The organism is Pseudomonas sp. FA-1, assembly GCF_056856075.1.
In genome coordinates this window covers 241,092-267,850 of the sequence record NZ_JBWXTH010000009.1, presented here as the reverse complement: position 1 = coordinate 267,850, position 26,759 = coordinate 241,092, and the positions used below count along the sequence as shown (strand labels likewise).

The following is a 26,759-nucleotide window of genomic DNA, read 5'->3' as shown; positions in this document are numbered from 1 at the left end:
GGGCGCGGCGAAGGGCCATCCATGGCCCTGCGCCGCTTGCCGGGCATCCATGCCCGGCACCCACCTCCGTAATGCCTCCACTCGGCCTCCTGAAGTCGCGTTTGGCGGCGCCTGGACTATCGCGCAGGAAAAGCAAGAGCAAGAGCAAGAGCAAGAGCAAGAGCAAGAGCAGGAAAGAACAAGCGAGCTCCAAGCCGTACCCCCGTTTCGGGGAATCCGCTGGGGAATCCTCCCCAATCCGTTTTGAATGCGAATGTAACCTGTTGAAAAACAGGAGAAATATTTGTGGCATGCCGCTTGCTCCGGCCCTACGCAGAGAACCTGTGTCCCCCCGGAGGTGCAGCATGATGACCCCGCTCAAAGGCTCTGTTCTGTCTTCACTCGTGCTGGCCCTGCTGGGCTGGCAGGCGACTAGCGAGGCGGCGGTGCAATGCCAGCGTACGCTGGTGGCCAATGTGGTAGCACTGGACCAGCCGCTGATGTTCAACCGCCTTGGCGCGCAGAACGCCAACGGCATGATCTTCGCCTTGCGCCAGGATGTGGTCGACGACAAGCTGGTGCCCCTGAACCAGGGCGGCGCGGCGGTCCCCGGCAAGGTCACCCTCCGCCCGGACAAACGCCCGCGGCCGATCGTGCTGCGGGTGGCCGCCGGTGACTGCCTGACGGTAAACCTCACCAACCTGCTGGCCTACCAGGCCAACCCCAACAAGCACGGCATCGACCATATCGAGACCGACGTCGAAGGCGAAGAGCTCGAAGTGGAAAACCCACTGGGCGAGCCGGTGATCGCCGACCAGCAGGTCGCAGACCGCCATGTGGGTTTCCAGGTCAACGGCATGCAGGCCGTCAACGGCATCAGCGACATCGCTGCCAACACCGGGCGCAACGGCAACTTCCTGGTGGCCCCCGGCAATACCCGCAGCTACACCCTCTATGCCGAGCGCGAAGGCGCCTTCGCCGCCACCAGCAAGGGCGCCACCTTTGGTGGCGAGGGTACCGCGGGCAATGTCGCCAACGGCCTGTTCGGCCAGGTGGTGGTGGTGCCCAAGGGCGGGCGTACCTACCGCAACACCCTCACCGAAGAAGAAATGCGCCTGGCCACCACCGGCCGTACCGCCACCGGCCAGCCTGTGGTCGACTACGAGGCCCGCTACCCACAGGCCCAGCCGTGGATCGCTGAAGGCAAGGCCGGCAAACCGATCATCGCCATGGTCGACGGCAACGAGATCGTCAACAGCGAGACCGACGCCATCGTCATGGGCCCCAACCCCGACGGCAGCTTCCCACCTTCGACCTACCCACTCGAATCCATCGGCAAGCGCAACCCGGCGTTACCCAACCGCCTGGACGCCTTCCGCGATTTCGCTTCGCAGTTCGCCGACGAAGTGGCCGTGACCCAGGCCTTCCCCGGCTACTGGGCCGATCCGGTCATGGGCCACGTGCTGGAGCCGGCCCGGGATTCGTTCATGATCAACTACGGTTCCGGCGGCATGGGCGCCGAGGTGGTGGCCAACCGCCTGGGGGTGGGGCCGATGCATGACTGCTTGTCTTGCGCCTACGAGGAGTTCTTCCTGAGCGCCCACACCGTGGGCGATGTCGGTACCTTGGTGGACGTGCCGGCCAACGTCGGCCTGGAGCAGATCCGCCCCGGCGAGACGCCACCGGCCAGCGCGGTGGGGGTCAAGGCCAACATGGCCCTGTACCCGTCGGAGCCGTCCAACGTACACCACAGCTACATCGGGGACTTCACCAAGTTCCGCAATACCCACAATGGCCATGAGCAGCACATCTTCCACCTGCACGGCCACCAGTGGCTGTTCAACCCCAACGATGACAACTCCGACTACATCGACGCCCAGGGCATCGGTGCCGGCGGCGGCTACACCTATGAGATCGCCAACGGCGGTTCGGGCAACCGCAACCGGGTGGCGGGCGATGCCATCTATCACTGCCACTTCTATCCGCACTTCGCCCAAGGTATGTGGGCCATGTGGCGGGTCCACGATGTGTTCGAGGAGGGCACGCGTCTGGAGGTAAGCGGGCAGACCGAGGAAGGCTTCCACAGCACCCCGTTCGCCTTGCGCAGTGGCAAGCCCGCGATCGGCGCCCGGGCCCTGCCGGATGGCGAGATCGTCGCCGGTACACCGATCCCGGCGATCGTGCCCCTGCCTGGCAAGGCCATGGCACCGATGCCCGGCAAGGTCACGGTGGTACCGAAGCTGGCCGAGACCCTGGTCGCCGAGCATGACGACGATGAAGCCGAGGAGGGCGATGACGATCATCTGGACGAGGCCGCCGCGCCGCGTGCCGTGGGCTCCCTGGCCCTGGTCGACCGCAGTGAGAGCAACCGCAATGCAGACGGCAGCCTGAAGAACCCCGGCTATCCGTTCTGGGTCGGCGGCATGGAAACCAGCGTCGGCCAGCGCCCACCGACCCCGCCGCTGGACATGCTCGACCCGGCCCTGGCCCAGCAACTGAAGAACAGCGGCAAGGCCCTGTGGGCCAACCTCGACCCCAACCAGGTCGATGGTTGGGACGGTGGCCTGGGCCGCCACGTGCTCGATGGCGTCTCCGCCGGAGGCGAGGCGGTGACCACCACCACCAAGCTGGATTTCTCCAAGGTGGTGCACAAGGCCAAGCCGATCTACCTCCCTGAAGAAGGCACCGATGTCGAACAGGCGGCGATGCAGTTCCACGCCCAGGCCGAGCACCCAAGCTACGCGTTGATTCCGGGCAGCGAGCCGGTGCCACGCAACTTCCGCACCAATGGTGCACTGCCGACGGCCGGTGCCCCGTACTACGAACCGTGCATGGACGACCGTGGCAAGCGCCTGACCCAGTCCTCGGGCGTGGGCGAGTTCTTCAGTGGGGAAAGCCTGAGCGGCATCAGCTTCCGTGGCGGCTCGACCTTCACCGCCGACCGCCCACGCATCTACAAAGGCGCCAACATCCAGTTCGATGCGGTGTACAACAAGGTCGGCTACCACTTCCCGCAGGCGCGCATCCTGGCCCTGTGGGAGGACGCCTGGCCGGTGATCACCAAGCAGCGCCCACCGGAGCCGCTGGTGATGCGCATGAACACCTTCGACTGCACCATGTACCAGCACACCAACCTGATCCCGTCGTTCTATGAAATGGACGACTACCAGGTCCGTACCCCCACCGATGTGATTGGTCAGCACATCCACCTGCCCAAGTGGGACCTGACCGCTGCCGACGGTGCCGCCAACGGCTGGAACTATGAAGACGGCATCCTCTCGCCTGGCAGTGTGGTCGAGCGGATCCAGGCCATCCGCAGCTTCAACGGCTGCACCGAAGGCGACCCGCGCGATGGCACCGCGGCCTGCCCGAAAGCCAAGCAACACCCGTACTTCGGCCGCTTCGGCCGGGCCGACTGGCTCGGTGCACGCACCGCCATGCAACGCTGGTTCGCCGACCCGCTGGTCAACGTGCACAACGTCGACCGCGGTCTGGGCACCATCTTCACCCACGACCACCTCGGCCCATCGACCCACCAGCAATTGGGCTTGTACGCCACCGTGCTGGCCGAGCCTGCCGGCTCCACCTGGTACCACGCCGAGACCGGCGAGAAGCTGTACAACCCGGCCACTCGCCAGGATGGCGGGCCGACCTCGTGGCAGGCGGTGATCCAGACCGGCGACCATGACGGCGATGGCAAGAACGACAGCTACCGCGAGTTCTTCCTCGAGTACAGCGACTTCCAGCATGCCTACGAGGCCGGCGTATACGTAGGCGCCGGCCCCGACGGCAAGCCGGACGCCCAGGCCTACCCGGCCACCGCCGACAGCTTCCGCTACGCCATCAACCCACCCGTACGGCAGAAGGCCTCCAACCTGCTGGAAGCCATCGTCGAGTCCCGTGGCGGGTTGGCCCCGGGTTGCCCGAGCCGCCCGTGCCCACAGGCGATCTCGGTGGATGACCCGGGCATGTTCGTCGTCAACTACCGCAACGAGCCGTTGGCCCTGCGGGTGTTCGACCCGAACAAGGTCGGTCCGGACGGCAAGCGTGGCATGCAGGCCGACGGCCTGGGCGGTGACCTGGCCTATGCCCTGCAGACCCGTACCGACCGCGCCATCCCGGCGATGAACCTGGCACCGTCAGCGATCACCTCGGCGGTCGGACCGACCGGAGGCACCACGCTGTTCCCGCCGCACGTCAACCTGGGCACCGAGCCGGGCGACCCGTTCACGCCGATGCTGCGCACCTATTCGGGCGACAACGTGCGGCTGCGCATGCATGCCGGCGGCCATGAAGAGGAGCACAACGTCACCCTGCACGGCGTGAAGTGGCTGCAGAACGGCTCCGGCTTCGGCAACAGTTCCAACTCGGGGTGGAAATCCTCGCAGATGGTCGGCATCTCCGAGCAACTGGGCTTCATGGCGCCGGTCTCGATGATCTCCAGCTCGGCGGCCACCAACGGCGACTACCTGTATTCCCTCGATGCGGCCCTGGAGGGCTACTGGAACGGCATCTGGGGCATCATGCGCAACTACACCGCCCAACGCCCGGACCTGTTCCCGCTGCCGAACAACCCGCAGCCGGTGGCCATGCGCAACACCGTGGCGTTCGACGGCATCTGCCCGAAGACCACTGCCAACGCCACCGGCATCGGCAGCCGGCCGACGGTCAAGCGCAACTATGAAGTGGTCGCGGCGCTGGCCAACGACATCCTGGAGAACCGCCACGGGGTCAGCATCGCCGACCCGGGCGGGGTCGGCCAGCACGTCGGTGGCCCGCTCAAGGCCAATGGTGGCACCCTGGTGTTCAACAGCCGCAGCACCAGCATCCCGCTGGTCAGCGGGGTCGACCCGGAGGATGGCGAGACCTTCACCATCGGTGGCCACAGCGCGCCGTTGCACGATCCGACCGCGATCCTCTACGTGCGCAAGGCCGACCTCGACCCGACCACCGGCAAGCTCAAGCCTGGGGTGCCGGTAGAGCCGCTGGTGCTGCGGGCCAACGCCGGTGACTGCATCAGCATCACCCTGGAGAACCGCCTGCCGCTGGTCATGCCGGACCTGGCCAGCACCGCGGTGATGCACGGCGTGGTCAAGCGCGACCGCAACGACAGCGAGGGTTCCACGGCCTTCAACAACAACCAGATGCGCCCGTCCAGCCATGTCGGCCTGCACGCCCAACTGCTGGCCTACGACATCACCAAGTCCGATGGCACCAACGTGGGCCTGAACCCGGTGCAGACCGTACCGCCCCGGGCCGGCAACAGCGGCGCCTACCCGACCAAGGTGTACCAGTACTACGCCGGCCACCTGGAGCGTGAAGGCAAGCCGGTGCTGCAACTGGGGCGCACGGTGGACAACATCAACACTACCGCCATCGAGTTCGGCGGCCTGAACCTAACCCCGGCGGACCTGATCAAGCAGCCGCAGAAGGGTCTGGTGGGGGCCATGAGCATCCTGCCCCAGGGTGCGACCTGGACCGAGGACGGCGCCAGCCGTGCCCAGGCCACGGTCAAGGCCAACGGGCAGCCGGAGTACCGCGACTTCGTCACGGTGTGGCAACGCGCACTGAACATGCGCTGGGCCGATGGCCGGCCGGTGGAGGGCATCAATACCGAGGGCAACGGCGCGGCTGCCGACCCGCAGGACAACGGCAACATGGCGGTCAACTACAAGACCGAACCGTTGTGGCTGCGCTTTGGCATGGCGCCCGACTCGCCGTTCGGCCGCGCCGCAGGCCTGGGCTTCGGTGACGTGCCCAATGCCCACATGGCCTACAGCAACGACCTGGTCGGCGGCGACCCGCAGACCCCGGTGCTCTGGGCCAAGCCTGGCCAGCCGCTGCGCAGCCATGTGCTCATGCCTGGCGGTGGCAGCCGCGGCATGATCTACCAGCTCGACGGGCACCTGTGGCCGCTGCATGCCTATCAGGCCGAGAAGAGCGACGTCGATGGCTACCCGCTGGGGCTGCCTGGCATCGGCTCGGTGCGCTTTGGCTACAACCCGATGGCGATGTACGTGGGTTCCCAGGAAAGCGTGCTGCCGGCCGCGCACTTCAGCTTCATGCTGCCCAGCGCCGGTGGGGCCAACGCCGTGCCGGGGGACTACCTGTTCCGCGACTATGGCGCCTACGGCAACCTCTCGGGGCTGTGGGGCATCCTGCGGGTCACCAACGAAGCGCCACCGGCCACCGCCCCGGCGCAATGAGAGAAGGGGGAACGCGCATGAACAAGAAGAATCGTCCGGCGTACCTGGGGGTGATGCTGGGGGTGGCGCTGATCGGGCTGGGGCTTGCTTACGACAAGCTCTGGTGCGACCCCCGCGAGCTGCTGCAGGAGCCTGCGGACCCGCAGGGCCTGCACCGGCTCAGCCGCGATGGCGTGACCGTGGAGTTCGAGGCGCGGCCCCTGGACGGTGGCGCGTTGCGCGAGGGCAGCTTCGCCAACATCCGCTTCAAGGTCAGCGACCAGGCCAGCGGCCAGCCGCTCTCGGGCATGGCCCCGGGGGCCTGGCTGGACCCGGCACAGTCGGCCCCGGCCGGCGACCGCGACAGCAGCTGCAAGGCGCGGGTGGCGTTGTTCCTCAAGAGCAGCATCGGCGCGCGCCCTTTGCTCGATCTCAACAGCTACTTCCTGCTGGTGCTGAACAAGGACCCCAGCCTGACGGTGATCGACCCCACGGTCTCGGTGGGCGGGGTGACCAGCACGCTGGCCCGTATCGACCTGCCGGGCCGGCCCATGGACTGGGTGGCCACCGGCGATGACAAGCAGGTGTTCGTCTCCATGCCTGACCAGGGCCAGGTGGCGGTGATCGACACCGAGACCTTCACCCGCGTGGCCAACCTGGAGGCGGGCGAGCAGCCGCTGCGTGTGGCCCTGCAACCGGACCAGCGCCGGCTGTGGGTGGGCAACAACAGCAGCGACCCGGCCAAGGGCGGGGTCACCGTGATCGATGTGCCCAGCCGCGGCATGCTCAAGTCGTTCATCACCGGCTCCGGGCACCACGAGATCGCCTTCAGCAACGACTCGCGCTATGCCTTCGTCAGCAACCGCGACGCAGGCACCCTGAGCATCATCGACGCCGCCGACATGCGCCTGGCCAAGACCCTGCAGGTCGGCCCGCACCCGCTGTCGGTGGCCTATTCGGCATTGTCCCAGGCGGTTTACGTGGCCGATGGCAAGGAGGGCACGGTCCGGGTGATCGACGCCCGCAGCCACCAGCTGCGCCATACGGTCAAGGCCGAGCCTGGCCTTGGGCCCATGCAGTTCAGCGACGACGGCCGCTACGGCATCGTGCTCAACACCCTGGAGAACCAGGCCCTGGTGATCGATGCCAGCAACGATCAGTTGATCCACCGTATCCCGGTGGCAGCCGAGCCGTACCAGCTGACCTTCACCAAAGGCTATGCCTATGTGCGTGGCCTGGCCTCGCCGAAAGTCAGCATGATCAACCTGTCGAGCCTCGGGGCAGGGCGCGAGCCGATCGTCCAGGGCTTCGAGGCAGGCCCCGCGGCGCCTCGCCAGGCCGGCGACCTGCCGCTGGCCCAAGGGCTGTCGGTTGCCCGCGACGACAATTCGGTGTTCGTGGTCAACCCGGTGGACAACACCACCTATTTCTATGCCGAAGGCATGAATGCGCCGATGTCCGGCTATAACAACCGTGGCCACCAGGCCCGTGCCGCCATCGTCATCGACCGCAGCTTGCGCGAGCTGGCCCCTGGGGTGTACGGCTCGACGGTGAAGCTGCCGGCGGCGGGCAGCTTCGACGTGGCTTTTCTGCTCAACCAGCCGCAGATCATCCATTGCTTCAGCACCAGCGTGGCGGCATCGCCGGATGCACCCAAGCGCAAGGGCGTGCACGCCCAGTTCCTCGGCAACGGCCAGCCGGCCTTGCAGCACAGCGAATTCGTCGCGCGGGTGCGCATCCTCGACGACAACGGCGAGCCGCGCCTGGGCCTGCGTGACCTGAGCCTGCGCTACTTCCTGGCGCCGTCCTCGATGCCTCGCAGCCTGCCGCTCGAAGAAGTGGGCGACGGCGTGTACCAGGGCTCGTTGCAACTGGCCGAGGCCGGTGCCTGGTACCTGCATGTGCAGTCGCCGACCCTTGGCCGTACCTTCGCTGAAGAGAACTACACCAGCCTGCGTGTCCTGCCGGCCGCAGCCTCTACCGCTTCCCAAGGGAACCCAAGGAGTGTGCGATGAACGCCAAGCTCGCTTGCAACCTGATCGCCCTGAGCCTGCTGATGACCAGCCACCTGGCCCAGGCCCATGCCGGGCATGACCACAGCGCTCATGCCCCGCAACCGCCGGCGGCCCGCCAGGAGAAGGCCAGCGTGCGCTTTGCCGATGTCTCGCTGCTCGATCAGGACGGCATGCCGGTGCGCCTGGAGAAGGACCTGGTGGGCGACCGCCTGGTGGTCATGGGCTTCATCTACACCAGCTGCACCACGGTCTGCCCGGTGGTGTCGTCGATCATGTCCAAGGTCCAGCAGCAACTGGGCGGGCGGGTCGGCGAGGAGATCCAGCTGGTGTCGATCAGCGTCGACCCGCAGCGCGACGACTCCAAGCGCCTGCTCGGCTACGCCAAGGCGTTTCAGCATGGCCCGGGCTGGAGCTGGCTGACCGGCTCGCCCTACGCCATCACCGAGACCCTCAAGGGCCTGGGCAGCTTCAGCGCCGACCTGAGCCAGCACCCGCCGCTGATCCTTGTGGGTGACGGGCGCAGCGGCCACTGGACACGCTACTACGGCTTCACCGACCCGGCCGTGCTGATCGCCGAGATCAACCGCCTCAGCGCTCGCCGTGTACACGCCAAGAGTACCGCCATCGCCGGCGGGCCGGATCGCCAGCAGGAGGGACAGCCATGAGCACCACCAACACCCGCCGTATCGGCATGCGCGGCCTTGACTGGCTGACCCTGGTCGGCTGCCTGTGGATCCTCGCCTCGGTGGCCATGGCCCACGAAGGCCATGCCCCGGCCGGGCCGGCCCCGCAACCGGCGCCGCAGCCGATGGTCAGCGGCAGCGGTACCCGGGATGCACAGGCCTGGTTCACCGACACTGTGCTCAAGGACCAGGATGGCCGCGAGCTGCGTTTCTACAGTGATGTGCTCAAGGACAAGGTGGTGATGCTCAATGTCATCTTCACCCACTGTAACGACGCCTGCCCGTTGATCACTCGCAAGCTGCGCGAAGTGCGCGAGGCCATGGGGCCGGAGCTGGCGAGCCAGGTGACCTTCGTATCCATCAGCAGCGACCCGCTCAACGACACGCCGGCCGCGCTCAAGGCCTTCGCCCGCAAACAGGGTGTGGACGGGTCGAACTGGCTGTTCCTGACCGGTGACAAGGCCAATGTCGATTTGGTGCTGGGCCGCCTGGGGCAGTTCCTGCCCAGCCCCGAGCAGCATTCCACGCAATTGATCGCCGGCGACGTGGCCGGCAAGCGCTGGAGCAAGATCCGCCCCGACGCACCGCCCGCGGCCATCGCCCAGCGCATGCAACTGCTGGCCCAACCCCTGGCAGGCCGGTGAGTGCCATGAGCCTGTACACATCCCTTGTAGGAGCGGCCTTGTGCCGCGAACGGGCGCGAAGCGACCGCAAAGCCTGCACTTGTGGTCAACCGGGCACAACCCGGTTGCCTGGTTCGCGACACTGGGCCGCTCCTACAGGGGCGTGGTTGGCCTTGTGCCTGGGGTTGCTGCTGTCCGGCGCAGCCGTGGCCCTGGACCTGACCGAGCAGGAACAGGCCGGCAAGCGCCTGTACCGCGAAGGCCTGTCGAGCAGCGATGCCCAGTTGCTGGCCCGGGTAGGTGCCAGCGACATGAGCGTGCCGGCCAGTGTACTGCCTTGTGCCAGCTGCCATGGCAATGACGGGCGTGGCCGCGCCGAGGGTGGAGTGCGCCCGCCAAACCTGGACTGGCAGCGCCTGGCCATGGGGCAGGGCGAGCGCCAGGCCAATGGCAGGCGCTACCCGGCCTATGCCGAGGCCAGCCTGGCCCGGGCCATTCAGCAGGGCTTGGACCCGGCGGGCAACCGCCTGGACCCGGCCATGCCGCGCTTCGAACTGACCCTGGCCGACCAGCGTAACCTCACGGCCTACCTCAAGCGCCTGGGCGAGGAACGCGACCCCGGCGTCGAGCCGGACGTGCTGCGCCTGGGCACCCTGCTGCCGGCCAGCGGGCCGCTGGCCGAGGCGGGCAGGGTGGTGCGCGCGGTACTGGAGGATGGCCTGGCGCAACTCAACCAGCAGGGCGGTATTCATGGGCGGCGTCTGGAACTGGTGGTGCGCGACCCCGGCAGCGACCCGCAAGGCGCCAGGCAGGCGCTGGGCAGTCTGCTGGACCAGGCACAGGTCTTCGCCCTGGTCAGCCCGCTGGCCCCCATGCTCGACGACGAGCTGGCCGCAGCACTTGAACGACGCGGTGTGCCGCTGGTCGGCAGCACGCCCCGCAGCGGCGCCAGCCCACAGATATTCGACCCCTTGCCCGGCCTGCCCGAGCAGTTGCTGAGCCTGGCCGGGCATGCCCGGGCCGGCCTGGGCCTGCCGCCTGAGGGGTTGCAGGTGGTCTATGCCGGGCCGGAGCAGGCCGCGCAAGCCCGCGCCGTGCGCCAGCGCTTGCTGGCCGCAGGCTGGGCACCGGGCCCTGTGCAGGCGTTCGCTGGCCAGGCGGTGCAGGGCCAGGGCATCGTCTTCCTCGGCCGCGCCCAGGCATTTGCCGAGCTGGCGACGGCTCTGCAGGCGGCCGGACGCACACCCTACCTATTCGCTGCCTCAAGCCAGGTCGCCGGCGCCTTGCCGAACCTACCGGCGCAGTGGTCCCAGCGCGTGTTCCTGGCCTATCCCTTCGTCCCGGCGGACTGGACGCCACAAGGGCTCGTCACCCTGGCAGGGCTGCGTGAGCGCCAAGGCCTGGACGGCCGCCAGGCGTCGTTGCAGGTCAGCACCCGGTGCGCCCTGGTGCTGATCACCGAGGCCCTCAGGCAGGTGGGCCGCGACGCCAGCCGCGAACAGCTGGTACAGGCCCTGGAAGGGCTGCATGACGTCGAGACCGGCCTGACCCCGGCCTTGGGTTTCGGCCCGGGGCGGCGCCAAGGCCTGGTCGGGGCCCATGTGGTGCAAGTGACGCTGCCCGGTCCGCAGTTCCATACCGCGGCGGCGTATCGCGCGATGCCGGACACACCTTGAACGGAGGTTGCCATGCGAATCCTCTTGCTGTGCCTGCTGCTGGGCCTGGCCCCGGTCAGCCAGGCGGACCTCGCCGCGGCGCGAGTCAATGGCGTGGAAATCAGTGTCACGCGCCTGGAGCGCTACTTCGCCGAGTACCTCCAGGACCAGGGGCGGGCGCTGACCAGCATCCGCAGCCCGACCCTGTACAAGCGCCTGCGCGACCAGGCCCTGGACGAGCTGATCGACAAGGAACTGTTGTGGCAGGAAGCCCAGCGTCGTGGCATCGTGGTCAGTGACGAAACCGTGTCGGCGCGGGTCGGTGAAGTCGAACAGGCCTTCGGCAACCCCGCGGTGTTCGAACGCCGTCTGGCCGATGCCGGCTTCGATAGGGCCGGGTACGCCGACTACACTCGTCACGAGATGGCCGCGCAACAGGTGTATGCCCAGCTCACGGCCATCGACGAGCCCACCGAGGCACAGGTCGAGGCCTTCTATCTAGCCAACAAGGAACGTATGCAAGGGATGCAGAACCAAACGCGTGAGATCCCGGTCGAACGTGAGCAGGGCCTGGTGTGGGCCAGGGCTGCGCTCGTCGGCCAGCTGCAGGCCCAGGCACGCCAATCGGTGCGCCAGCGCCTGCGCGAAGGGGCGAAGGTTGAACGAGCGGATGACTGAGACACCTGGCGTTGCCTTTTCCCCACTCCTGGGGAATAACGCAGGGGGCCAAATGCCATCAGTTTCCCCGTATTTGGGGAGAGCCTGCCGCCACCCGTTGGGTGGCCTAATGGAATCAACGACTTACAGTGGTGCGACATGACTATTCACGCCTGGCACGAAGGATGCTCAAGCCTGTACAAGGCTGAACTCCAGAGACCGGGTAACCGGGCAGTTCTTGGGAGTCGACCTTGGTGAACACAGTATTGGTAGTCGATGACGAGCAGACCCTTGCGCAAAACCTGCAGGCCTACCTGCAGACGCAAGGCCTGGAAGTCCATGTCGCCCACGACGGTGCCAGTGGCATCGCCCAGGCTCAAAGCCTGGCACCGGACGTGATCGTGCTGGATTACCGCTTGCCCGACATGGAGGGGTTCCAGGTCCTGGAGACCGTGCGCAGGAACAGGCAGTGCTATTTCGTGCTGATCACCGCCCACCCGACCGCCGAGGTCCGTGAGCGGGCCGCCACACTTGGCGTGACCCATGTCCTGTTCAAGCCGTTCCCGTTGCTGGAACTGGCCCGCGCGGTATCCGACCTGACCGGCACGGAGCGTCAGCCGCGGGCAGCGGAGCAACAGGCCGAGGGTTTCGTCGAACGACGCCAGAACAGGAACCAGACGTTCCCCCTGCAGATGTACGATGGCAGCTGGGTACTGGCCGACCGCCGACGCAACGGCACCAGGCCGCCCGCACCTGACGACGACCTGCTCAACGGGGAATAGCGGCGCCCGCGGCCACCCCGGCATCCCCGAGCCAGCCTGCGACGCGCCCCTGAGCGGAGTCGCAGGCCATGTCAGAAGCCTCTGTTGCAGCCAACCCGATCCCTGCCACGGGCTATTCCCGCGAATTGCTTGCCCAGGCCCGTCTCCAAGCTAGTGACGAACGCCTGCTCGACTGCCTGGCCCGCCTGGCCTGCGACGAGCCGGCCACGTTCACCCGGCGCCTGGGCGCCACCTTGCACTACCCGGTGCTCGACAGCCAGGCGCTGCTGGCCAGCACCCCGCTGTTCGAGCGGGCCAGCCTGGCCCTGTGCCTGAAACGCGAATTCGTCCTGGTGCAGCACCAGGGCCAGATCATCGGCGTGTTCGCCGACCCCTTCGACCACGCCCGCCTGGCCTGGATCGACGAATGTCTGCAAGGAGCGCCGCTGTACCTGGCCCAGGCCGCCGACATCGCCACCTTCCTGGCCCGCCAGGAGGAGAGCTTCCATGCCGTCGATGCCCTGGAGCACGACGCCGAGCCGGGCAGCGAGACCGACCCGCTGCAGCGCCTGTCCCTGGCCAGCATCAGTGAAGACCAGAGCAAGGTGGTCAAGCTGGTCAACGCCACCCTCTACGATGCCCTCAAGCAGCATGCCAGCGACATTCACCTGGGTATGACCGGCCAGGGCCTGACCATCAAGTACCGCATCGACGGCGTGCTCAACGGTGCCGGCAAGGCCAGCGGCAGCGCGTTTGCCGAGCAGGTGATCTCGCGCATCAAGGTCATGGCCGAACTGGACATCGGCGAGAAGCGCGTGCCCCAGGACGGCCGCTTCAAGGTCGCCCTGGGCGAGCGCCAGATCGACTTCCGCGTCTCGATCATGCCGAGCATCTTCGGCGAGGACGCGGTGTTGCGGGTGCTCGACAAGCAGGACTTGTCCGACCGGGTCAGTGGCGTGCAGCTGCAGGCCCTGGGCTTTGCCGAACACACCCTGCAGGCCCTGCGCCGGCTGGCCGCCGAACCCTACGGCATGATCCTGGTCACCGGCCCCACCGGCAGCGGCAAGACCACCACCCTCTACGCCATGATCAGCGAGATCAACCATGGCATGGACAAGATCATCACCATCGAAGACCCGGTGGAGTACCAGTTGCCCGGCGTGCTGCAGATCCCGGTCAACGAGAAGAAGGGCCTGACCTTCGCCCGTGGCCTGCGTTCGATCCTGCGCCACGACCCGGACAAGATCCTGGTGGGCGAGATCCGCGACCCGGACACCGCGCAGATCGCCGTGCAGTCGGCGCTCACCGGGCACCTGGTGTTCACCACCATCCATGCCAACAACGTCTTCGATGTGATCGGCCGCTTCAGCCAGATGCAGGTCGACCCCTACAGCTTCGTCTCGGCGCTCAACGCCGTGCTGGCCCAGCGCCTGATCCGCCTGGTCTGCCCGCATTGTGCAGTCGGTGCTGAGCCGGACGACCAAACCCTGACCGCCTCCGGGCTGACCCGCGAAGGCGTCGCCGGTTGGTCCTTCGTCCGCGCCCAAGGCTGCGGCCAGTGCCGCGGCAGCGGCTACCGCGGGCGCAGCGCCATTGCCGAACTGCTGCACCTGGATGACGACCTGCGGCAGATGATCGTCGAGCGCCGCCCCCTGTCGCAGATCAAGGCGCTGGCCTGCCAGCGCGGCCTGCGGCTGCTGCGCGCATCTGCCCTGGACCTGGTCCGCGAGGGCCGTACCACGCTTGAGGAGATCAACCGTGTCACATTTATCGCCTGATCGCTATTGCGCCGTGCTCGGCGCCGAAGGTGTCGGCTTGGGTCGCTGGCACGCCAACCAACACCAGTGGCTGGGCAGCCGCGCATTCGCCTGCGACGCCGGGCAACCGGCCTGGGCGCCGGCCATCGCCGCCCTGGCCGAGCTGCTGGCCGAGCATGCGTCCCGTGGTGCCCGGCTGCAGGTGCTGCTGTCGGCCCGCTACAGCCGCTTCTGCCTGGTGCCCTGGAGCGATGCCATCGGCCATCCGCGCGAGCTGGATGCCTATGCCCGGGCCTGCTTCGAGAACCTCTACGGCCAGCCGCTGGACGACTGGCGCATCGTCCTTTCGCCGGAAGCGGCCGGTGCCGCGCGTATCGCCACAGCGCTGCCCGAGGCACTGCTGCAGGCACTCAAGACCCTGGGCCGGGAAAATCGCCTGGTCCTGCGCTCGGTGCAGCCGTACCTGATGGCCGCCTACAACAGCTGTTCGGCGCAACTGGAGGAGGGCGACTTCCTCTTCGTCCTGGCCGAGCCCCGGCGCAGCGTGTTGCTGCTGGCCGCCGGCGGGGCCTGGCAACAGGTGCTGAGCCAAGGCTGCGCCGACAGCGACCAGGCCTTGCAGGCATTGATCGACCGTACCTGCGAGCTGTATGGCGAACACCTGCCACGGGTGTACCTGCATGCGCCTGGCCGGGGTGACGTGCCGCAGCTGGCAGCGGTACAGCTGTGCCAGCCGGCCGCCGAGAATGACCCGTTGTGCGCCATGTGGCGGGCGGTGGCCTGACATGCGCCGCCTCGACCTGGAATTCCAGCCCCCCCGCAGCAGCCCGATGGCCTGGGCATCACTGGCCCTGGGGTGCACCGTACTGGCTGCGCTGCTGCTGGTTCAGCAGCAGCTCGAAGGTGAACGGCAGGACCTGGAAGCACGGGTCCACCGGCTTGAGCAGCAACTGGGCCGCCGCCCACAGGACAGCGCGCCGCAGGGCAGCGCAGCCAGCCGCGAGCAGGCCGAGCAGTTGGCACAGATGCGCAGCGTCTCGCAACAGCTGCAGCGCCCCTGGCAGCAACTGTTCGCCATGCTCGAGGCCCAGCCCCAGGAAGACGTGGCGCTGCTGACACTGACCCCCGATGCACGCAAGGGCCAAGTGCGCATCGCTGCCGAGGCCCGCAACCTGGAAGCCATGCTGCAGTACCACCAGCGCCTGGAGCGCAGCGAGGCGCTACGTGATGTCTCGCTGCTCAACCATGAGGTGGTGTCCGGCCAGCCCGAGCACCCGGTGCGCTTCAACCTGACCGCCACCTGGGAGACCGGCCATGCGCGTCCCTAGCCTGATCCTTCATGAACACCTGGCCCGCCTGGGCCGTGTCGGTGGCGCGGCGCTGCTGACCACGGCCCTGGCCGTGCTGGTCGGTTTCGCCTGGGTGTTGCCGCAGTGGCAGGGCGTACGTGAACTGCGCGCCAGCGAGGCCGACGCCAGCGTGCAGGTGCAGCGGGTCAGGCGCGGCGAGCTGAAGGTGGCCGCCAAGCCCGAGCAGCAGGCCCTCGACAGCCTGCGCCAGCAGCTGCCCGGTCAGCCCCAGGCCAGCGAACTGATCGAGCGCCTGTATCACCTGGCCAGTGCCGAACGCATCAGCCTGGCCCGTGGCGAGTACGCCCTGGGTGTGGACCCCAAGACCCAGCTGGCGCGGTACCAGATCGTGTTGCCGGTTCGAGGCAGCTACCCGCAGATCCGCGGCTTCCTCCAGGCACTGCTTGGCCAGCTGCCGACCTTGGTGCTCGAAGACCTGGAGCTGCAGCGCAAGCGTATCGGCGACCGCGAGCTCAATGGTCGCCTGCGCATGACCCTTTACCTGTCGAGGTCGTGATGAACATTCAGCGCGCGGTGATGTGGGCGGGTTTCCTCGGGCTTTCAGGCGCCTTGGCCTGGGCCCCGGGGCACTGGTTCGGGCAGCAGGAGGAGGTGGCTCCAATCGCCGGCAAGCCGGCTCCCACCCAACTGCAAGGCGCAGCCACCCAGGTGGGAGCCGGCTTGCCGGCGATGAAGCCAGCCCAACCTTCGAGGGACCTGTTCCCACCCCAGCAATGGACCCTGCCCAGGAACCTGGCCACCGTCACCGAGCAACCTGCGGCCGCTGTCCCCGTGGCACCGGCTGCGCCCACCGCCCCGGTGCTGCCGTTCCAGTTCATCGGCCGCCTGGGCGACCGCGATGACCAGCAGGTGTTCCTGCAGAGCGGCGAGAAGCTCTACGTCGTACGCCAGGGCGATGTGATCGATCAAACCTACCGCCTCGACCGGGTCTCGGCCACCGAGCTGGACCTGGTCTACCTGCCATTGCACCAGTCACAGACCTTGTCTGTCGGGAGCGCACCATGAAGCCGTCGAAGTTGTGCAAGCCTGCTCCGTTCATGCTTCTTGCCCTTTGCGTGGCCCTGGCCGGTTGCGGCTCGAACGCCACGCGCCAGGACAGCGCGGACCTGATGAAAGAAGGGCAGTACGAGGCGGGTATCGCCATGCTGGAGGAGGCGTTGCGCGAAGACCCACGTGATACCGAACTGAACATCGCCCTGGCCCACGGTCGCCAGCAGGCGGTGGAAGCCTTGCTGACCCAGGCCGACAGCGACCGCATCCGCCACGATTTCGCCGGGGCGCGCATGGGCTATGGCCGGGTACTGACCATCGAGCCGAACAACCGCCGGGCCCAGGAGGGCATCCGTCAACTGGAGCTGGTGCGTAACCTCGACGAGCGCGTGGCCATGGGCCAGGCTGCGCTGCGCCAGGGCGACCTGTTCGGCGCCGAGCGCTACATGCGCGAAGTGCTGCGCCTGGACCCGCAGAACCAGAAGGGCATCGCCCTGCGCAGCGACATCGAGAACGTCCAGGCACGCACCGCCCAGCCTTACCCGCAGTTGCGCAGCAAGCTGGAACGGCCGGTGACCCTGGAGTTTCGCGATGCCAACCTCAAGACCATCTTCGAGGTCCTGGCCCAGGTCGCCGGGATCAACTTCATCTTCGACAAGGACCTGCGCCCGGACATGAAAGCCACCATCTTCGTGCGTGATGTGCGCATCGAGGACGCCGTGGCCCTGCTGCTGGAGCAGAACCAGCTGCACCAGAAGATCGTCAACGACAACACCCTGCTGATCTACCCCGACTCGCCGCAAAAGACCAAGGACTACCAGGAACTGGTCATGCGCACCTTCTACCTGACCAGCATCGACGCCAACACTGCGTTGAACATGGTCAAGACCATGCTCAAGACCCGCGACGTGTTCGTCGACGAGCGCCTGAACACCCTGACCATGCGCGACACCCCCGACGCCGTGCGTATGGCCGAGAAGCTGCTGCAGTCCCAGGACCAGTCCAACCCGGAAGTGGTGCTGGAGGTAGAGGTGATGGAAGTGGCCCGTTCGCGCATCCTCGACCTCGGCCTGCAATGGCCCAACACCTTCGGCGTGCTCAACGACGAAGGCAACCCGGTCAGTGTGCTCGATCAGCTGCGCGGCATCGATTCGAGCCGCATCAGCATCGCCCCGGCGCCCCAAGCCAAGATCAACGCGGCCGACAAAGACATCAACACCCTGGCAAGCCCAGTGATCCGCGTGAGCAACCGCGAGCAGGCGCGCATCCACATCGGCCAGCGGGTGCCGATCATCAGCGCCACCTCGGTGCCGTCGACCCAAGGCCCGGTGATCACCGAGAGCGTCACCTACCTGGACGTGGGCCTGAAGCTCGAAGTGCAGCCCACCGTACACCTGAACAACGAAGTGGCGATCAAGGTGGCCCTGGAAGTGAGCAATGCCACCCCTCTGGAGCCGACCCGCCAGGGCACCATCCCGGTACAGGTCGACACCCGCAACGCCCAGACCAGCCTGCGCCTGCACGACGGCGAAACGCAGGTACTGGCGGGCCTGGTGCGCAACGACCTGACCTCCAGCGGCAACAAGATCCCTGGCCTCGGCGACATCCCTGGACTGGGCCGGCTGTTCGGCAGCAACCGCGACGACAAGAGCAAGTCCGAGCTGGTGCTGGCGATCACCCCGCGCATCGTGCGCAACCTGCCGTACCAGAGCCCGTCGGACATGGAGTTCGCCACCGGCACCGAGTCGAGCCTGCAGGTGCGCCAGCAGATGATGGCACCGGTGGCACAGCCTGAAACCTCGCAACCGGACGCTTCGCAACCGCAAGGTACCGTGGCCACTGTGCCGGCGACCATCACCCGTCAAGCGGACCCGCTGCCATGAAACGCCAACAGCAGGGCTTCAGCCTGATCGAGGTGGTGCTGACCCTGGCGCTGCTCGGGCTGCTGGCGACCATGGCCGCGCCCCTGACCGAGACCGTGGTGCGTCGCGGCAAGGAGCAGCAACTGCGCGAGGCGCTGTACCAGATCCGCGATGCCATCGACGCCTACAAGCGCGCCTTCGACGCCGGCTACATCGAGAAGCGCCTGGACAGCAGCGGCTACCCACCGAGCCTGCAGGTGCTGGTCGAGGGCGTACGCGACGTGCGCAGTGCCAAGGGTGCCAAGTTCTACTTCCTGCGCCGCATCCCCCACGACCCGCTGCTGGCGGCCAAGCATGAGGACGAAGGCGGCTGGGGCCTGCGCGCCTACGACAGCAGCGCCGACAACCCACGCGAAGGCCGCGATGTCTTCGACGTGTACTCCAAGGCCAGCGGCAATGGCCTGAACGGCATCCCCTACGGGCAATGGTGACGGCCATGAAGCGCAACCGCGGTTTCACCCTGATCGAGCTGCTGGTGGTCATGGCAATCATCGCCACCCTGATGACCATCGCCATGCCGCGCTACTTCAACAGCCTGGAAGCCTCCCGCGAGGCGACCCTGCGCCAGAGCCTGGCGGTGCTGCGCGAGGCCCTGGACCACTACTACGGCGACACCGGCCGCTACCCCGAGTCGCTGGAGCAATTGGTCGAACAACGCTATCTGCGCAACACCCCGGTCGATCCGCTCACCGAGCGCAGCGATGCCTGGAAGCTGGTGCCGCCGCCGGAAGGGGTCAGCGGCGGCGTGGCCGATATCAAGAGCGGTGCCACAGGGAGGGCGCGTGATGGCAGCCTCTATGCCGAATGGTAAGGCCTGCGCGGGCTTCACCTACCTGGGTGTGCTGTTCCTGATCGCGGTCAGCAGCATGGCCCTGGCCGCCACCGGGACCCTGTGGGCCACCAATGCCCAGCGCGAGCGTGAGCGCCAGCTGTTGTGGGTCGGCGGGCAGTATGCCCAGGCCCTGCGCAGCTACTACCGCGCCTCGCCAGGCCTGGCCCAGTACCCCCAGGCCCTGGAGGACCTGCTCGAGGACAATCGCTTCCCATCGCCACAGCGGCACATCCGCAGGCTCTACCCGGACCCGGTCACCAACGGCCAGGAATGGGGCCTGCTGCGCTCGGTGGATGGCCGCATCACCGGCGTCTACAGCAGCTCCGATGCCGCGCCGCTCAAGCGCAGCGGCTTCGAGGCCCAGTGGTCCGGCTTCGAAGGACTGGAGCACTACAGCGACTGGCAGTTCGTCGCCGAGCAGCCCTTCGCCGAGGCCGGCGGTGGCGCCCGCACCCACACCGGCCCAGGAGACACGCCATGAACGCGCGCGCCGCCCTGTGTTGCCTGTGCCTGCTGCTGGCCGCCTGGATGCCCACGCCGGCCCGGGCCGGCGCCGAGGACGAAATGATGGGTTTCATCGTCGACAACACCATTTCGCACATTGGCCACGACTTCTACAACGACTTCACCGACCGCCTGCGCGCCACGAGCCGCCTGGACTTCAACCTGGTGGTGCGCGAACGCCCCGACGCCCGTTGGGGCAGCCTGGTGACGGTGGAGTACGAACGCGAGGTGCTGTACCGGCGCTTCCTGCCGCCCAACACCACGCAACTCAAAGACGAGGCCGTCGCGGCGGCGGACCTGGTCAAGCAGCAAATCATCCAGCGCAAGCTGCAACGCCTGCTGCAGGACACCACTGATCTGGAGAGGGACGAGCTATGAACACGCGCATGCCCCGCTGTATCGCTGCCTGCCTGCTGGCCGGCGCCTTCGTCGGCCCCATCCAGGCCACGGAGCTGGTGTACACCCCGGTCAACCCAGCGTTCGGCGGCAACCCGCTCAACGGGACCTGGTTGCTCAACAACGCCCAGGCGCAGAACGACCACGAGGATCCGGACCTCAAGGACCGCGCCTCGGCCTTCGCCGGCACCTCGGCCTTGGAGCGCTTCAGCAACCAGCTCGAATCCCGGTTGCTTTCGCAGTTGCTGGACAACATCAGCAACGGCACCACCGGCAGCATGTCCACGGACTCGTTCCTGATCGACGTGATCGACGATTCCGGGGCCCTGAGCATCAAGGTCACCGACCGTGCGACAGGGGAAGTCTCGATCATCGAGGTCAGTGGCCTTAACCCCTGAGAGGGAAGGCCGATAGGGGAGAACGACCATGAAACGCCTGCTGAGCACATTGCTGATCCTCGCCACCTTGCAAGGCTGCGGCCTACGCGAGCCCATGCCCGCCGAACAGGACGGGGCGATCCCTACCCTGACGCCGCGCGCCTCGACCTACTACGACCTGATCAACATGCCACGGCCCAAGGGCAGGCTGATGGCGGTGGTGTACGGCTTCCGCGACCAGACCGGCCAGTACAAGCCGACCCCGGCCAGCTCGTTCTCCACCAGCGTCACCCAGGGGGCGGCCAGTATGCTGATGGATGCGCTCAATGCCAGCGGTTGGTTCGTGGTGCTCGAACGCGAGGGGCTGCAGAACCTGCTGACCGAACGCAAGATCATCCGCGCCTCGCAGAAGAAGCCGGACGTGCCGCTGAACATCCAGGGCGAACTGCCGCCTCTGCAGGCGGCCAACCTGATGCTCGAGGGCGGCATCATCGCCTATGACACCAACGTACGCAGCGGCGGCGAGGGTGCCCGCTACCTGGGTATCGACATCTCCCGTGAGTACCGGGTCGACCAGGTCACCGTCAACCTGCGGGCGGTGGACGTGCGCAGCGGCCAGGTGCTGGCCAATGTGATGACCAGCAAGACCATCTATTCGGTCGGGCGCAGTGCCGGTGTGTTCAAGTTCATCGAATTCAAGAAGCTGTTGGAGGCCGAGGTCGGCTACACCACCAACGAGCCGGCCCAGCTGTGCGTGCTTTCGGCCATCGAGGCGGCGGTAGGCCACCTGTTGGCCCAGGGTATCGAGCGTCGGCTGTGGCAGGTGGCGGGCGATGGCAGCGGCGACAAGGCGGTGCTGGACAAGTACCTGAGCCAGTATCAGCAGCAGTAGGGCACTGCTGCCTGATTGTGCAGGAGCTTGTGGGAGCGGGCTTGCCCCGCGATTGGGCCGGGCCCGATATCACCGTCGCCTGGCAAGGGCTTCGCCCTTGATCGCGGGGCAAGCCCGCTCCTACAGCGTTCGGAGCTCCGGCTTGTGCTGCGACTGCGTTACCTGGCCTTGCGCAATGTAAGGTTGATCCGCCGCTCCCCCATCCTCGGGTGCATACCAGGCTTGATCGGCATCACCCCGTGATACCTCAGGCGATCCTCGCCACCCCACACCAGCACATCGCCATGGCTCAAGGGTATCCGTTGGGTCCGGTCCGAACGATGCAGCCCGCCGAACAGGAACACCGCTGGCAAGCCCAGGGACAGCGACACGATCGGCTGGCCGAAGTCGCGCTCGTCACGGTCCTGGTGCAGGGTCAGGCGGGTGCCGGGCAGGTAATGGTTGATCAGGCAGGCATCGGGCACGAACCCCTCGAAACCGGCTGCATCGGCGGCGCGTGCCGCGAGATCGAGCAGCGCTTGGGGCATCGCCGGCCACGGCTTGCCGGTCCTGGGGTCGGTAGGGCTGTAGCGATAGCCTTGTTCGTCACTGACCCAGCCCTGGGCACCGCAATTGGTCAGGGCCACGGCCATGTGCAGGCCGCCAGGGGTGCGCATGTGCCGGAAGGGCGCGGCGCGCAGCACCGGGCGCAGGGCATCGAGCAGCGTCTCGACCTCGGCCAGGGCGAAACCGGGCAGAAGCACGGTATGGCTGGCTAGGCGTTGCGGCTGGGGGCCGAACAGGTCGAGGTCGGACTGGATCATGGTGACGGCGCCGGTTGGGTGTGCGGCCATTGTAACGTCGTTGCGCGAAGAGGTTTGCCTCGATCGCACAGACACCACAGAAATCGCAGGAAAAAGGAACCGCGGCGCCAGGGAGAGGGAACACCGCGGTCCAAGGGGGAGGGGGTTATTGCTGGGTGACGGTGGCCAGGTTGGCGGTGCCGTACTGGGTGATGGTGGCGCTCTGGTTCATGCTGCTCTGGTCCACGAAGGCCTGGTTGTTGGTGCCTCCCTGTGTCACGTAGGCGACGTTGGCGCTGTCGACCTGCTTGATGGTGGCTTCGTTGCCGCTACCGTACAGCTGGTAGGTGTAGCTCTGGTTGTACTGGCCAGACTGGTCGAGGGTGACCTTATTGTCGCTGCCGGCGCTCAGGCCTGCGGCATAGTTGTTGTTGTCGCGCTGGTCGGCGATCAGCAGGTTGTCGGTGCCGTTCTGTTCGAAATACAGCTCGTTGTTGCTGTCGGCCTGGTTGGTCAGCATGGTGTTGTCGGTGCCTTTCTGGCCGAGCTTGGCGAATTGCTCCATGCCGTTCTGGGTGATGTTCACCGTGTTGCCGTAGCCGTTCTGGGTGATCTGCGCCTGCTGGCCCATGCCGAACTGGCCGCCTGCGCGGTCGCCTTTCCAGTTGCTGGCCTGGATCTTGTTGCCGTTGCCGGTGGTGCTGATGACAAGGCTGTGGTTGTCGCCGTTCTGGTAGGTGAAGTGCAGGTTGTCATTACCGTTCTGGGTGATGCTGGTGACCGACTGGTTGGTCTCGAACTGGTCCGACCAGCTGGCGTTGCGCTGGCCGCTCTGGGACAGGCTCACGCTGTTGCCCTGGCCGAAGCTCTGGTCGATGTAGCCTTCGTTGTTCTGGCCTTGCTGGTAGACACTGGCGCTGCTGGCGATCTGGGTGTCTTGCCAGACTTCGGCGTTGTGGGCGGTACCGACCTGATGGATCTCCAGCACGCCGCCCAGGCCGTCGCGCTGGTCGCCATAGGCCCAGCTGGCGTTGCTGTTGATCTGCTGGATCTTGATCTCGCCGTTCTCGTGGAACAGGTGTTCGGCGGCGGCACTGTTGCCGGTGCCTTCCTGCTTGATCAGGCTTTTGTTGCCGCTGCCACTGAACAGCTGCTCGACCACCGCATCGTTGCCGCTGCCTTTCTGCTCGGTAGTGGCCTTGGCGCCCATCTGCGAGTCCTGGAACACCTGCGAGCGGTTGCCCACGCCGTCCTGGATCTGCAGTGACTGGTTCTCCGCGCCCAGGGACTGGCTGGCGAAGTTGTCGTTGCCGCTGCCGCCGGACTTCTGGGTCAGCGTGCTGCCGTTCTCGAAGATCTGGTCGCCGTAGCCGGCATTGTAGGAGCCGGTGGCGGTTTGCTCGATCTGGCTGGTGCTGGTGTCCTGCACCGCCATGTGGTTGTGGCCCAGGCCCGTCTGGTCCTGAATGATCGTGGCGTTCGGTGCCAGGTTCTGCAGCACTTCGGCGATGTTCTCGGTGCCCTGCTGGGACTGTTCCGAGACGCTGTCGGTGGCCATGGCCTGGCCGGCGACCGCCAGGACAATGGCGGCGCTTAAGGGAGCGAGCTTGAACATGGTGGTGCCTCCAGGTCTATCGGTATTGGGTGATCTGAACGTATTGGCCGTTGCCGGCCTGGGTCACGGCGCTGGTCAGCCCCGTGCCGCGTTGTTCGATGCTGGCGTTGTTGTAGTTGCCGATCTGTTCGATCGACGCGCTGTTGTTGCTGCCGCTCTGGCGGATCGCGGCGTTGTTGCCCTGGCCCTGCTGGACGATCGCGGCCATCAGGTCGCTGCCTTCCTGCAGGATGTACGCCTCCTGCGCGTCCCCGGCCTGGACGATCCGGCCCAGCAGAGCCTGGCCGTTCTGGTCGAGGGCGGCGCGGTTGCCCGACCCCTGCTGCTCGATCACCGCCACCTGGCCGGCGCCGGCCGGCAGCAGGCGCACGATCACCGGTTCGCCGAGGTCGCTGCCGACCGCAAGGTCAGCGTTGTCCATCAGGTCATCGGCCCAGCTTGGCTGGAGGGCCTGGCCCGCCAGGGCCAGGCAGAGCAGCAAGGGGTTCAGGCGTTTCATGGCGTCCTCCTTGGGCTACTGCACGACCACCGGTACGGTGCGCGTGGTGCCCTGGCTGGTGGTGATGGTCGCCGTTGGGTTGGCCGATGGCACGATGGTGGTGCTATTGCTCACGATCAGGCGCCAGCGTCCGGTCAGCGGTACCGGCACGCTGCCAAGGGTCACCAGGCCGTTCGGGGTGGTCACCTGCACCGTGACGGTGTTGCCGGTGGTCACCGAGGACGTGCCGCCGATATCCCAGTTGAAACGGTTGTTGGAACGCGCCGTGACTGTCGCCGTGGTCACCGTGAAGGTTTCCTGGGCCGGGCGTGGCGACACCTGCACGGTGACCGTGCCGTTACCGGACAAGGCGCCCAGGGCATCACGCGCCACGTAGGTGAACGTGGTGGTGAAAGGCGCGGTGACCGTGGCCGGTGGCGTATAGGTGACGGTACCGCCATCGGTGCTGACCGTACCTTGACCTGCAGCTGGCTGGCCGACACTGGCCACGGCTAGCGGCAGGTTGTTCTCCGGGTCGGTGTCGTTGGCAAGCACGTTGATGGTCAGTGGCACGCCCAAGGTCGCTGCGCTGTCCGCGACGGCGGTTGGCGCCTGGTTGGGGGCGACGTTGACGGTCACTGTGGCCGGTTCCGACTTCAGGCCCTTGGCATCCTGGGCGCGGTAGCTGAACGTGGCGGTGAAGGCGGTCGTGGCGCCGGATGGCGGGGTATAGGTGACCGCGGTGCTGCCGTTGGTCACGACCGAGCCGAGGCCGGTGCCGGGTTGGGTGAGGTCGGCAATCACCAGCGGCACGTTGCCGTCCGGGTCGCTGTCGTTCTCCAGCAGGCTGAGGGTGACAGGGACGCCGACACTGGTGCTGGCGACATCGGCCTGGGCTAGCGGTGGCTGGTTCTCGGCCGCGACCGGCGCATTGCCGACCACCACCACCGGCTCGACATCGCTGCCACCGGCGGCGGACTTCACCGTGACGCTGGCCGGGGGCTGGGCCAGGTCGTTGACCGTCAGGGTCTGCACGATGCCGCCCTTGGACAGGCGGCCATAGCCTTGGGCGACCAGGTCCGGCACCTGCACTTCGTCGCTGGAGCTGGCCTCGATCACCAGGCGTTTGGTGGCCCAGTCGAAGCGTGCGGTGTTGACTTTCACCACGTCGGTGAGCTTGCTCGACAAGGCCGTCGGCCGGGTGTCCGGGTCAGGGCTGGTCGCGGTCACCACCACCACCGAGGGTGGCGCTTCCTGGTTCAGCTGATGGCCGAAGAACAGGCCGTTGCTGTCGGGCAGCAGGTCGAACTGGCAGGGCGTCGCGGGCGAGCCGACCAGTGCCAGGCCAAAGCGCATGCACACGCTGGCATCGCCCGGGGCCTTGGCGAAGACTTCGACGCGGGTGCCATTGCCGTTGCGCTGGTAGGTGGCGCGCTCCAGAGTCGCTGGCGTCTGGGCCCGTGGGTCGAGGACCTTGCCGGAGAGGCTGAAGACATTGGTCTGGATGGTCCCGGCCGGGCCTTCGATGCGCACGAAGTTGGTGTCGAACGGGCTGCCGATGACCTCCTGGGAAATGTTCGGGTCGCCGACGAAGGACTCGAGCGCGCCGGTGTCCGGGTTGATCTCGGTATACAGCGCCCCGCTGGCATTACGCAGGAACGGCCCGACATCGCCCCGCAAGGCACCGCTGAAGTCGCCTGGCGCACCGATGCCGATATCGCGAGTGATGTTGATCGCCCGCCGGCCAGGGGTGTTGACCACGACTGTCTCGACGCCATACGGGTGGGTGATGGTGTAGGTACCGGCGGTAGGGACCGAGGCGCGGATACGGATACGGGCGAAACTCTGCTGGTCGCCATCGACCGGGTTCTCGGCGGCGAAGGCGGCCTCGATACCGGCGACATAGACCTCCAGTTCATAGCCGCTGTTGCCGACTGCAGGGATATCGGTCTCGGCCAGGAACCAGAACATCTCCGGTGGCCAGTTGTCCGGGAACACCAGGGGCAAGGTGTCGTCGTACACGCCAGGCTCTGGCAGAAGGGTGCACATATAGGCCGGTGCACCTGGCGCGCCCGGTGCCCGTGAGCTGGTGGCACGCGACTGGCACAGCTCCAGGGACAGGCCGCTGGCGTCCTTGTACCACATCGGGTAGCCACCGGTGGCAAGGGTGTAGGGGCCTGGGTCGACCTCGGTGAGCGTGGCCCAGGCCGCGCCGGAGAGGGTAAGGGAAAGCCCGGCTGCGTACAGCGCGCGGCGTGGCCAAGTATTCATGCTGCCTCCTTGAAG

The 26,759-nt window shown here is 66.9% G+C and carries 23 protein-coding genes; 19 read left to right on the top strand and 4 right to left on the bottom strand.

Going from position 1 to position 26,759, the window contains the following annotated elements; all coding sequences use genetic code 11:
* The first annotated feature begins 344 nt into the window (after window positions 1–344).
* The 19 genes from mnxG (at window position 345) to AC1MHZ_RS17585 (ending at window position 21,598) form a co-directional block, all read left to right on the top strand.
* Window positions 345–6,185 carry a manganese-oxidizing multicopper oxidase MnxG gene (mnxG, locus tag AC1MHZ_RS17675; RefSeq protein ID WP_084858992.1) on the top strand — a complete coding sequence of 1,947 codons (5,841 nt, stop codon included), beginning with the start codon at window positions 345–347 and terminating at the stop codon, window positions 6,183–6,185.
* A gap of 17 nt (window positions 6,186–6,202) precedes the next feature.
* Window positions 6,203–8,179 (top strand): cytochrome D1 domain-containing protein, encoded by a 1,977-nt coding sequence (locus AC1MHZ_RS17670; RefSeq protein ID WP_084858991.1) that lies wholly within the window; start codon window positions 6,203–6,205, stop codon window positions 8,177–8,179.
* A complete protein-coding gene (locus AC1MHZ_RS17665; protein ID WP_482966729.1) occupies window positions 8,176–8,844 on the top strand; it encodes an SCO family protein in 669 nt (222 codons plus the stop codon). The genes AC1MHZ_RS17670 and AC1MHZ_RS17665 overlap by 4 nt, the downstream gene beginning before the upstream one ends.
* Window positions 8,841–9,506, top strand: coding sequence for an SCO family protein (locus AC1MHZ_RS17660; RefSeq protein ID WP_368829015.1), 666 nt, complete (start codon window positions 8,841–8,843; stop codon window positions 9,504–9,506). The genes AC1MHZ_RS17665 and AC1MHZ_RS17660 overlap by 4 nt, the downstream gene beginning before the upstream one ends.
* Window positions 9,507–9,652: 146 nt before the next feature.
* The gene (locus AC1MHZ_RS17655; RefSeq protein ID WP_482966728.1) at window positions 9,653–11,161 is read left to right on the top strand and encodes a cytochrome c/ABC transporter substrate-binding protein; all 1,509 of its coding nucleotides are present in this window, start codon (window positions 9,653–9,655) and stop codon (window positions 11,159–11,161) included.
* Window positions 11,162–11,173: 12 nt separating this feature from the next.
* Window positions 11,174–11,818 (top strand): SurA N-terminal domain-containing protein, encoded by a 645-nt coding sequence (locus AC1MHZ_RS17650; RefSeq protein ID WP_324819095.1) that lies wholly within the window; start codon window positions 11,174–11,176, stop codon window positions 11,816–11,818.
* A 230-nt stretch (window positions 11,819–12,048) separates the two neighbouring features.
* Window positions 12,049–12,579, top strand: a complete 531-nt coding sequence (locus AC1MHZ_RS17645; RefSeq protein WP_172403068.1) for a response regulator — start codon at window positions 12,049–12,051, stop codon at window positions 12,577–12,579.
* Between the two features lie 68 nt (window positions 12,580–12,647).
* Complete coding sequence (locus tag AC1MHZ_RS17640) at window positions 12,648–14,336, top strand: GspE/PulE family protein (protein WP_482966727.1); 1,689 nt, start codon at window positions 12,648–12,650, stop codon at window positions 14,334–14,336.
* Window positions 14,317–15,099, top strand: coding sequence for a hypothetical protein (locus AC1MHZ_RS17635; RefSeq protein ID WP_324818372.1), 783 nt, complete (start codon window positions 14,317–14,319; stop codon window positions 15,097–15,099). Before AC1MHZ_RS17640 ends, AC1MHZ_RS17635 begins: the two co-directional genes overlap by 20 nt.
* A gap of 1 nt (window position 15,100) precedes the next feature.
* Window positions 15,101–15,643, top strand: a complete 543-nt coding sequence (locus AC1MHZ_RS17630; protein WP_482966726.1) for a PilN domain-containing protein — start codon at window positions 15,101–15,103, stop codon at window positions 15,641–15,643.
* Entirely contained in the window at window positions 15,630–16,181 is a 552-nt protein-coding gene (gene pilO, locus AC1MHZ_RS17625) for a type 4a pilus biogenesis protein PilO (protein ID WP_368829010.1), read from the top strand. The genes AC1MHZ_RS17630 and pilO overlap by 14 nt, the downstream gene beginning before the upstream one ends.
* Window positions 16,181–16,690, top strand: coding sequence for a hypothetical protein (locus tag AC1MHZ_RS17620; protein WP_482966725.1), 510 nt, complete (start codon window positions 16,181–16,183; stop codon window positions 16,688–16,690). The genes pilO and AC1MHZ_RS17620 overlap by 1 nt, the downstream gene beginning before the upstream one ends.
* Entirely contained in the window at window positions 16,687–18,558 is a 1,872-nt protein-coding gene (locus AC1MHZ_RS17615) for a secretin N-terminal domain-containing protein (RefSeq protein WP_324818383.1), read from the top strand. Before AC1MHZ_RS17620 ends, AC1MHZ_RS17615 begins: the two co-directional genes overlap by 4 nt.
* Window positions 18,555–19,028: a type II secretion system protein gene (locus AC1MHZ_RS17610; protein WP_324818386.1), complete on the top strand. Its 474-nt coding sequence runs from the start codon at window positions 18,555–18,557 to the stop codon at window positions 19,026–19,028. The genes AC1MHZ_RS17615 and AC1MHZ_RS17610 overlap by 4 nt, the downstream gene beginning before the upstream one ends.
* A 5-nt stretch (window positions 19,029–19,033) precedes the next feature.
* Entirely contained in the window at window positions 19,034–19,408 is a 375-nt protein-coding gene (locus AC1MHZ_RS17605; RefSeq protein WP_224459132.1) for a type II secretion system protein, read from the top strand.
* A complete protein-coding gene (locus AC1MHZ_RS17600) occupies window positions 19,383–19,910 on the top strand; it encodes a type II secretion system protein (protein ID WP_482966724.1) in 528 nt (175 codons plus the stop codon). Before AC1MHZ_RS17605 ends, AC1MHZ_RS17600 begins: the two co-directional genes overlap by 26 nt.
* The gene (gene csgE / locus AC1MHZ_RS17595; protein ID WP_368829007.1) at window positions 19,907–20,311 is read left to right on the top strand and encodes a curli production assembly/transport protein CsgE; all 405 of its coding nucleotides are present in this window, start codon (window positions 19,907–19,909) and stop codon (window positions 20,309–20,311) included. The genes AC1MHZ_RS17600 and csgE overlap by 4 nt, the downstream gene beginning before the upstream one ends.
* A complete protein-coding gene (locus AC1MHZ_RS17590) occupies window positions 20,308–20,727 on the top strand; it encodes a curli assembly protein CsgF (RefSeq protein ID WP_084858976.1) in 420 nt (139 codons plus the stop codon). The genes csgE and AC1MHZ_RS17590 overlap by 4 nt, the downstream gene beginning before the upstream one ends.
* Window positions 20,728–20,755: 28 nt before the next feature.
* The gene (locus AC1MHZ_RS17585) at window positions 20,756–21,598 is read left to right on the top strand and encodes a CsgG/HfaB family protein (protein WP_084858975.1); all 843 of its coding nucleotides are present in this window, start codon (window positions 20,756–20,758) and stop codon (window positions 21,596–21,598) included.
* A gap of 158 nt (window positions 21,599–21,756) precedes the next feature.
* Here AC1MHZ_RS17585 and alkB read toward each other — a convergent pair whose 3' ends face one another.
* The 4 genes from alkB to AC1MHZ_RS17565 all read right to left on the bottom strand — a co-directional run bounded on the left by alkB (window position 21,757) and on the right by AC1MHZ_RS17565 (window position 26,744).
* Window positions 21,757–22,401 (bottom strand): DNA oxidative demethylase AlkB, encoded by a 645-nt coding sequence (alkB, locus tag AC1MHZ_RS17580; RefSeq protein WP_084859016.1) that lies wholly within the window; start codon window positions 22,399–22,401, stop codon window positions 21,757–21,759.
* 145 nt (window positions 22,402–22,546) lie between these two features.
* A complete protein-coding gene (locus AC1MHZ_RS17575; RefSeq protein ID WP_324817123.1) occupies window positions 22,547–23,995 on the bottom strand; it encodes a curlin in 1,449 nt (482 codons plus the stop codon).
* Between the two features lie 16 nt (window positions 23,996–24,011).
* Window positions 24,012–24,494, bottom strand: a complete 483-nt coding sequence (locus AC1MHZ_RS17570) for a curlin (RefSeq protein ID WP_084858973.1) — start codon at window positions 24,492–24,494, stop codon at window positions 24,012–24,014.
* A 15-nt stretch (window positions 24,495–24,509) separates the two neighbouring features.
* Window positions 24,510–26,744, bottom strand: a complete 2,235-nt coding sequence (locus AC1MHZ_RS17565) for an Ig-like domain-containing protein (protein WP_324817126.1) — start codon at window positions 26,742–26,744, stop codon at window positions 24,510–24,512.
* Between the last annotated feature and the right edge of the window lie 15 nt (window positions 26,745–26,759).

What these genes read in the sequence shown, in the direction of transcription:
- AC1MHZ_RS17620 (WP_482966725.1), top strand. Translation starts at nt 16,181, where the DNA reads ATGAACATTCAGCGCGCGGTGATGTGGGCGGGTTTCCTCGGGCTTTCA.
- AC1MHZ_RS17565 (WP_324817126.1), bottom strand. Translation starts at nt 26,744, where the DNA reads ATGAATACTTGGCCACGCCGCGCGCTGTACGCAGCCGGGCTTTCCCTT.
- AC1MHZ_RS17630 (WP_482966726.1), top strand. Translation starts at nt 15,101, where the DNA reads ATGCGCCGCCTCGACCTGGAATTCCAGCCCCCCCGCAGCAGCCCGATG.
- alkB (WP_084859016.1), bottom strand. Translation starts at nt 22,401, where the DNA reads ATGATCCAGTCCGACCTCGACCTGTTCGGCCCCCAGCCGCAACGCCTA.
- AC1MHZ_RS17665 (WP_482966729.1), top strand. Translation starts at nt 8,176, where the DNA reads ATGAACGCCAAGCTCGCTTGCAACCTGATCGCCCTGAGCCTGCTGATG.
- AC1MHZ_RS17590 (WP_084858976.1), top strand. Translation starts at nt 20,308, where the DNA reads ATGAACACGCGCATGCCCCGCTGTATCGCTGCCTGCCTGCTGGCCGGC.
- AC1MHZ_RS17640 (WP_482966727.1), top strand. Translation starts at nt 12,648, where the DNA reads ATGTCAGAAGCCTCTGTTGCAGCCAACCCGATCCCTGCCACGGGCTAT.
- csgE (WP_368829007.1), top strand. Translation starts at nt 19,907, where the DNA reads ATGAACGCGCGCGCCGCCCTGTGTTGCCTGTGCCTGCTGCTGGCCGCC.
- AC1MHZ_RS17660 (WP_368829015.1), top strand. Translation starts at nt 8,841, where the DNA reads ATGAGCACCACCAACACCCGCCGTATCGGCATGCGCGGCCTTGACTGG.
- AC1MHZ_RS17575 (WP_324817123.1), bottom strand. Translation starts at nt 23,995, where the DNA reads ATGTTCAAGCTCGCTCCCTTAAGCGCCGCCATTGTCCTGGCGGTCGCC.
- AC1MHZ_RS17610 (WP_324818386.1), top strand. Translation starts at nt 18,555, where the DNA reads ATGAAACGCCAACAGCAGGGCTTCAGCCTGATCGAGGTGGTGCTGACC.
- AC1MHZ_RS17570 (WP_084858973.1), bottom strand. Translation starts at nt 24,494, where the DNA reads ATGAAACGCCTGAACCCCTTGCTGCTCTGCCTGGCCCTGGCGGGCCAG.
- AC1MHZ_RS17670 (WP_084858991.1), top strand. Translation starts at nt 6,203, where the DNA reads ATGAACAAGAAGAATCGTCCGGCGTACCTGGGGGTGATGCTGGGGGTG.
- AC1MHZ_RS17605 (WP_224459132.1), top strand. Translation starts at nt 19,034, where the DNA reads ATGAAGCGCAACCGCGGTTTCACCCTGATCGAGCTGCTGGTGGTCATG.
- AC1MHZ_RS17600 (WP_482966724.1), top strand. Translation starts at nt 19,383, where the DNA reads ATGGCAGCCTCTATGCCGAATGGTAAGGCCTGCGCGGGCTTCACCTAC.
- mnxG (WP_084858992.1), top strand. Translation starts at nt 345, where the DNA reads ATGATGACCCCGCTCAAAGGCTCTGTTCTGTCTTCACTCGTGCTGGCC.
- pilO (WP_368829010.1), top strand. Translation starts at nt 15,630, where the DNA reads ATGCGCGTCCCTAGCCTGATCCTTCATGAACACCTGGCCCGCCTGGGC.
- AC1MHZ_RS17615 (WP_324818383.1), top strand. Translation starts at nt 16,687, where the DNA reads ATGAAGCCGTCGAAGTTGTGCAAGCCTGCTCCGTTCATGCTTCTTGCC.
- AC1MHZ_RS17650 (WP_324819095.1), top strand. Translation starts at nt 11,174, where the DNA reads ATGCGAATCCTCTTGCTGTGCCTGCTGCTGGGCCTGGCCCCGGTCAGC.
- AC1MHZ_RS17585 (WP_084858975.1), top strand. Translation starts at nt 20,756, where the DNA reads ATGAAACGCCTGCTGAGCACATTGCTGATCCTCGCCACCTTGCAAGGC.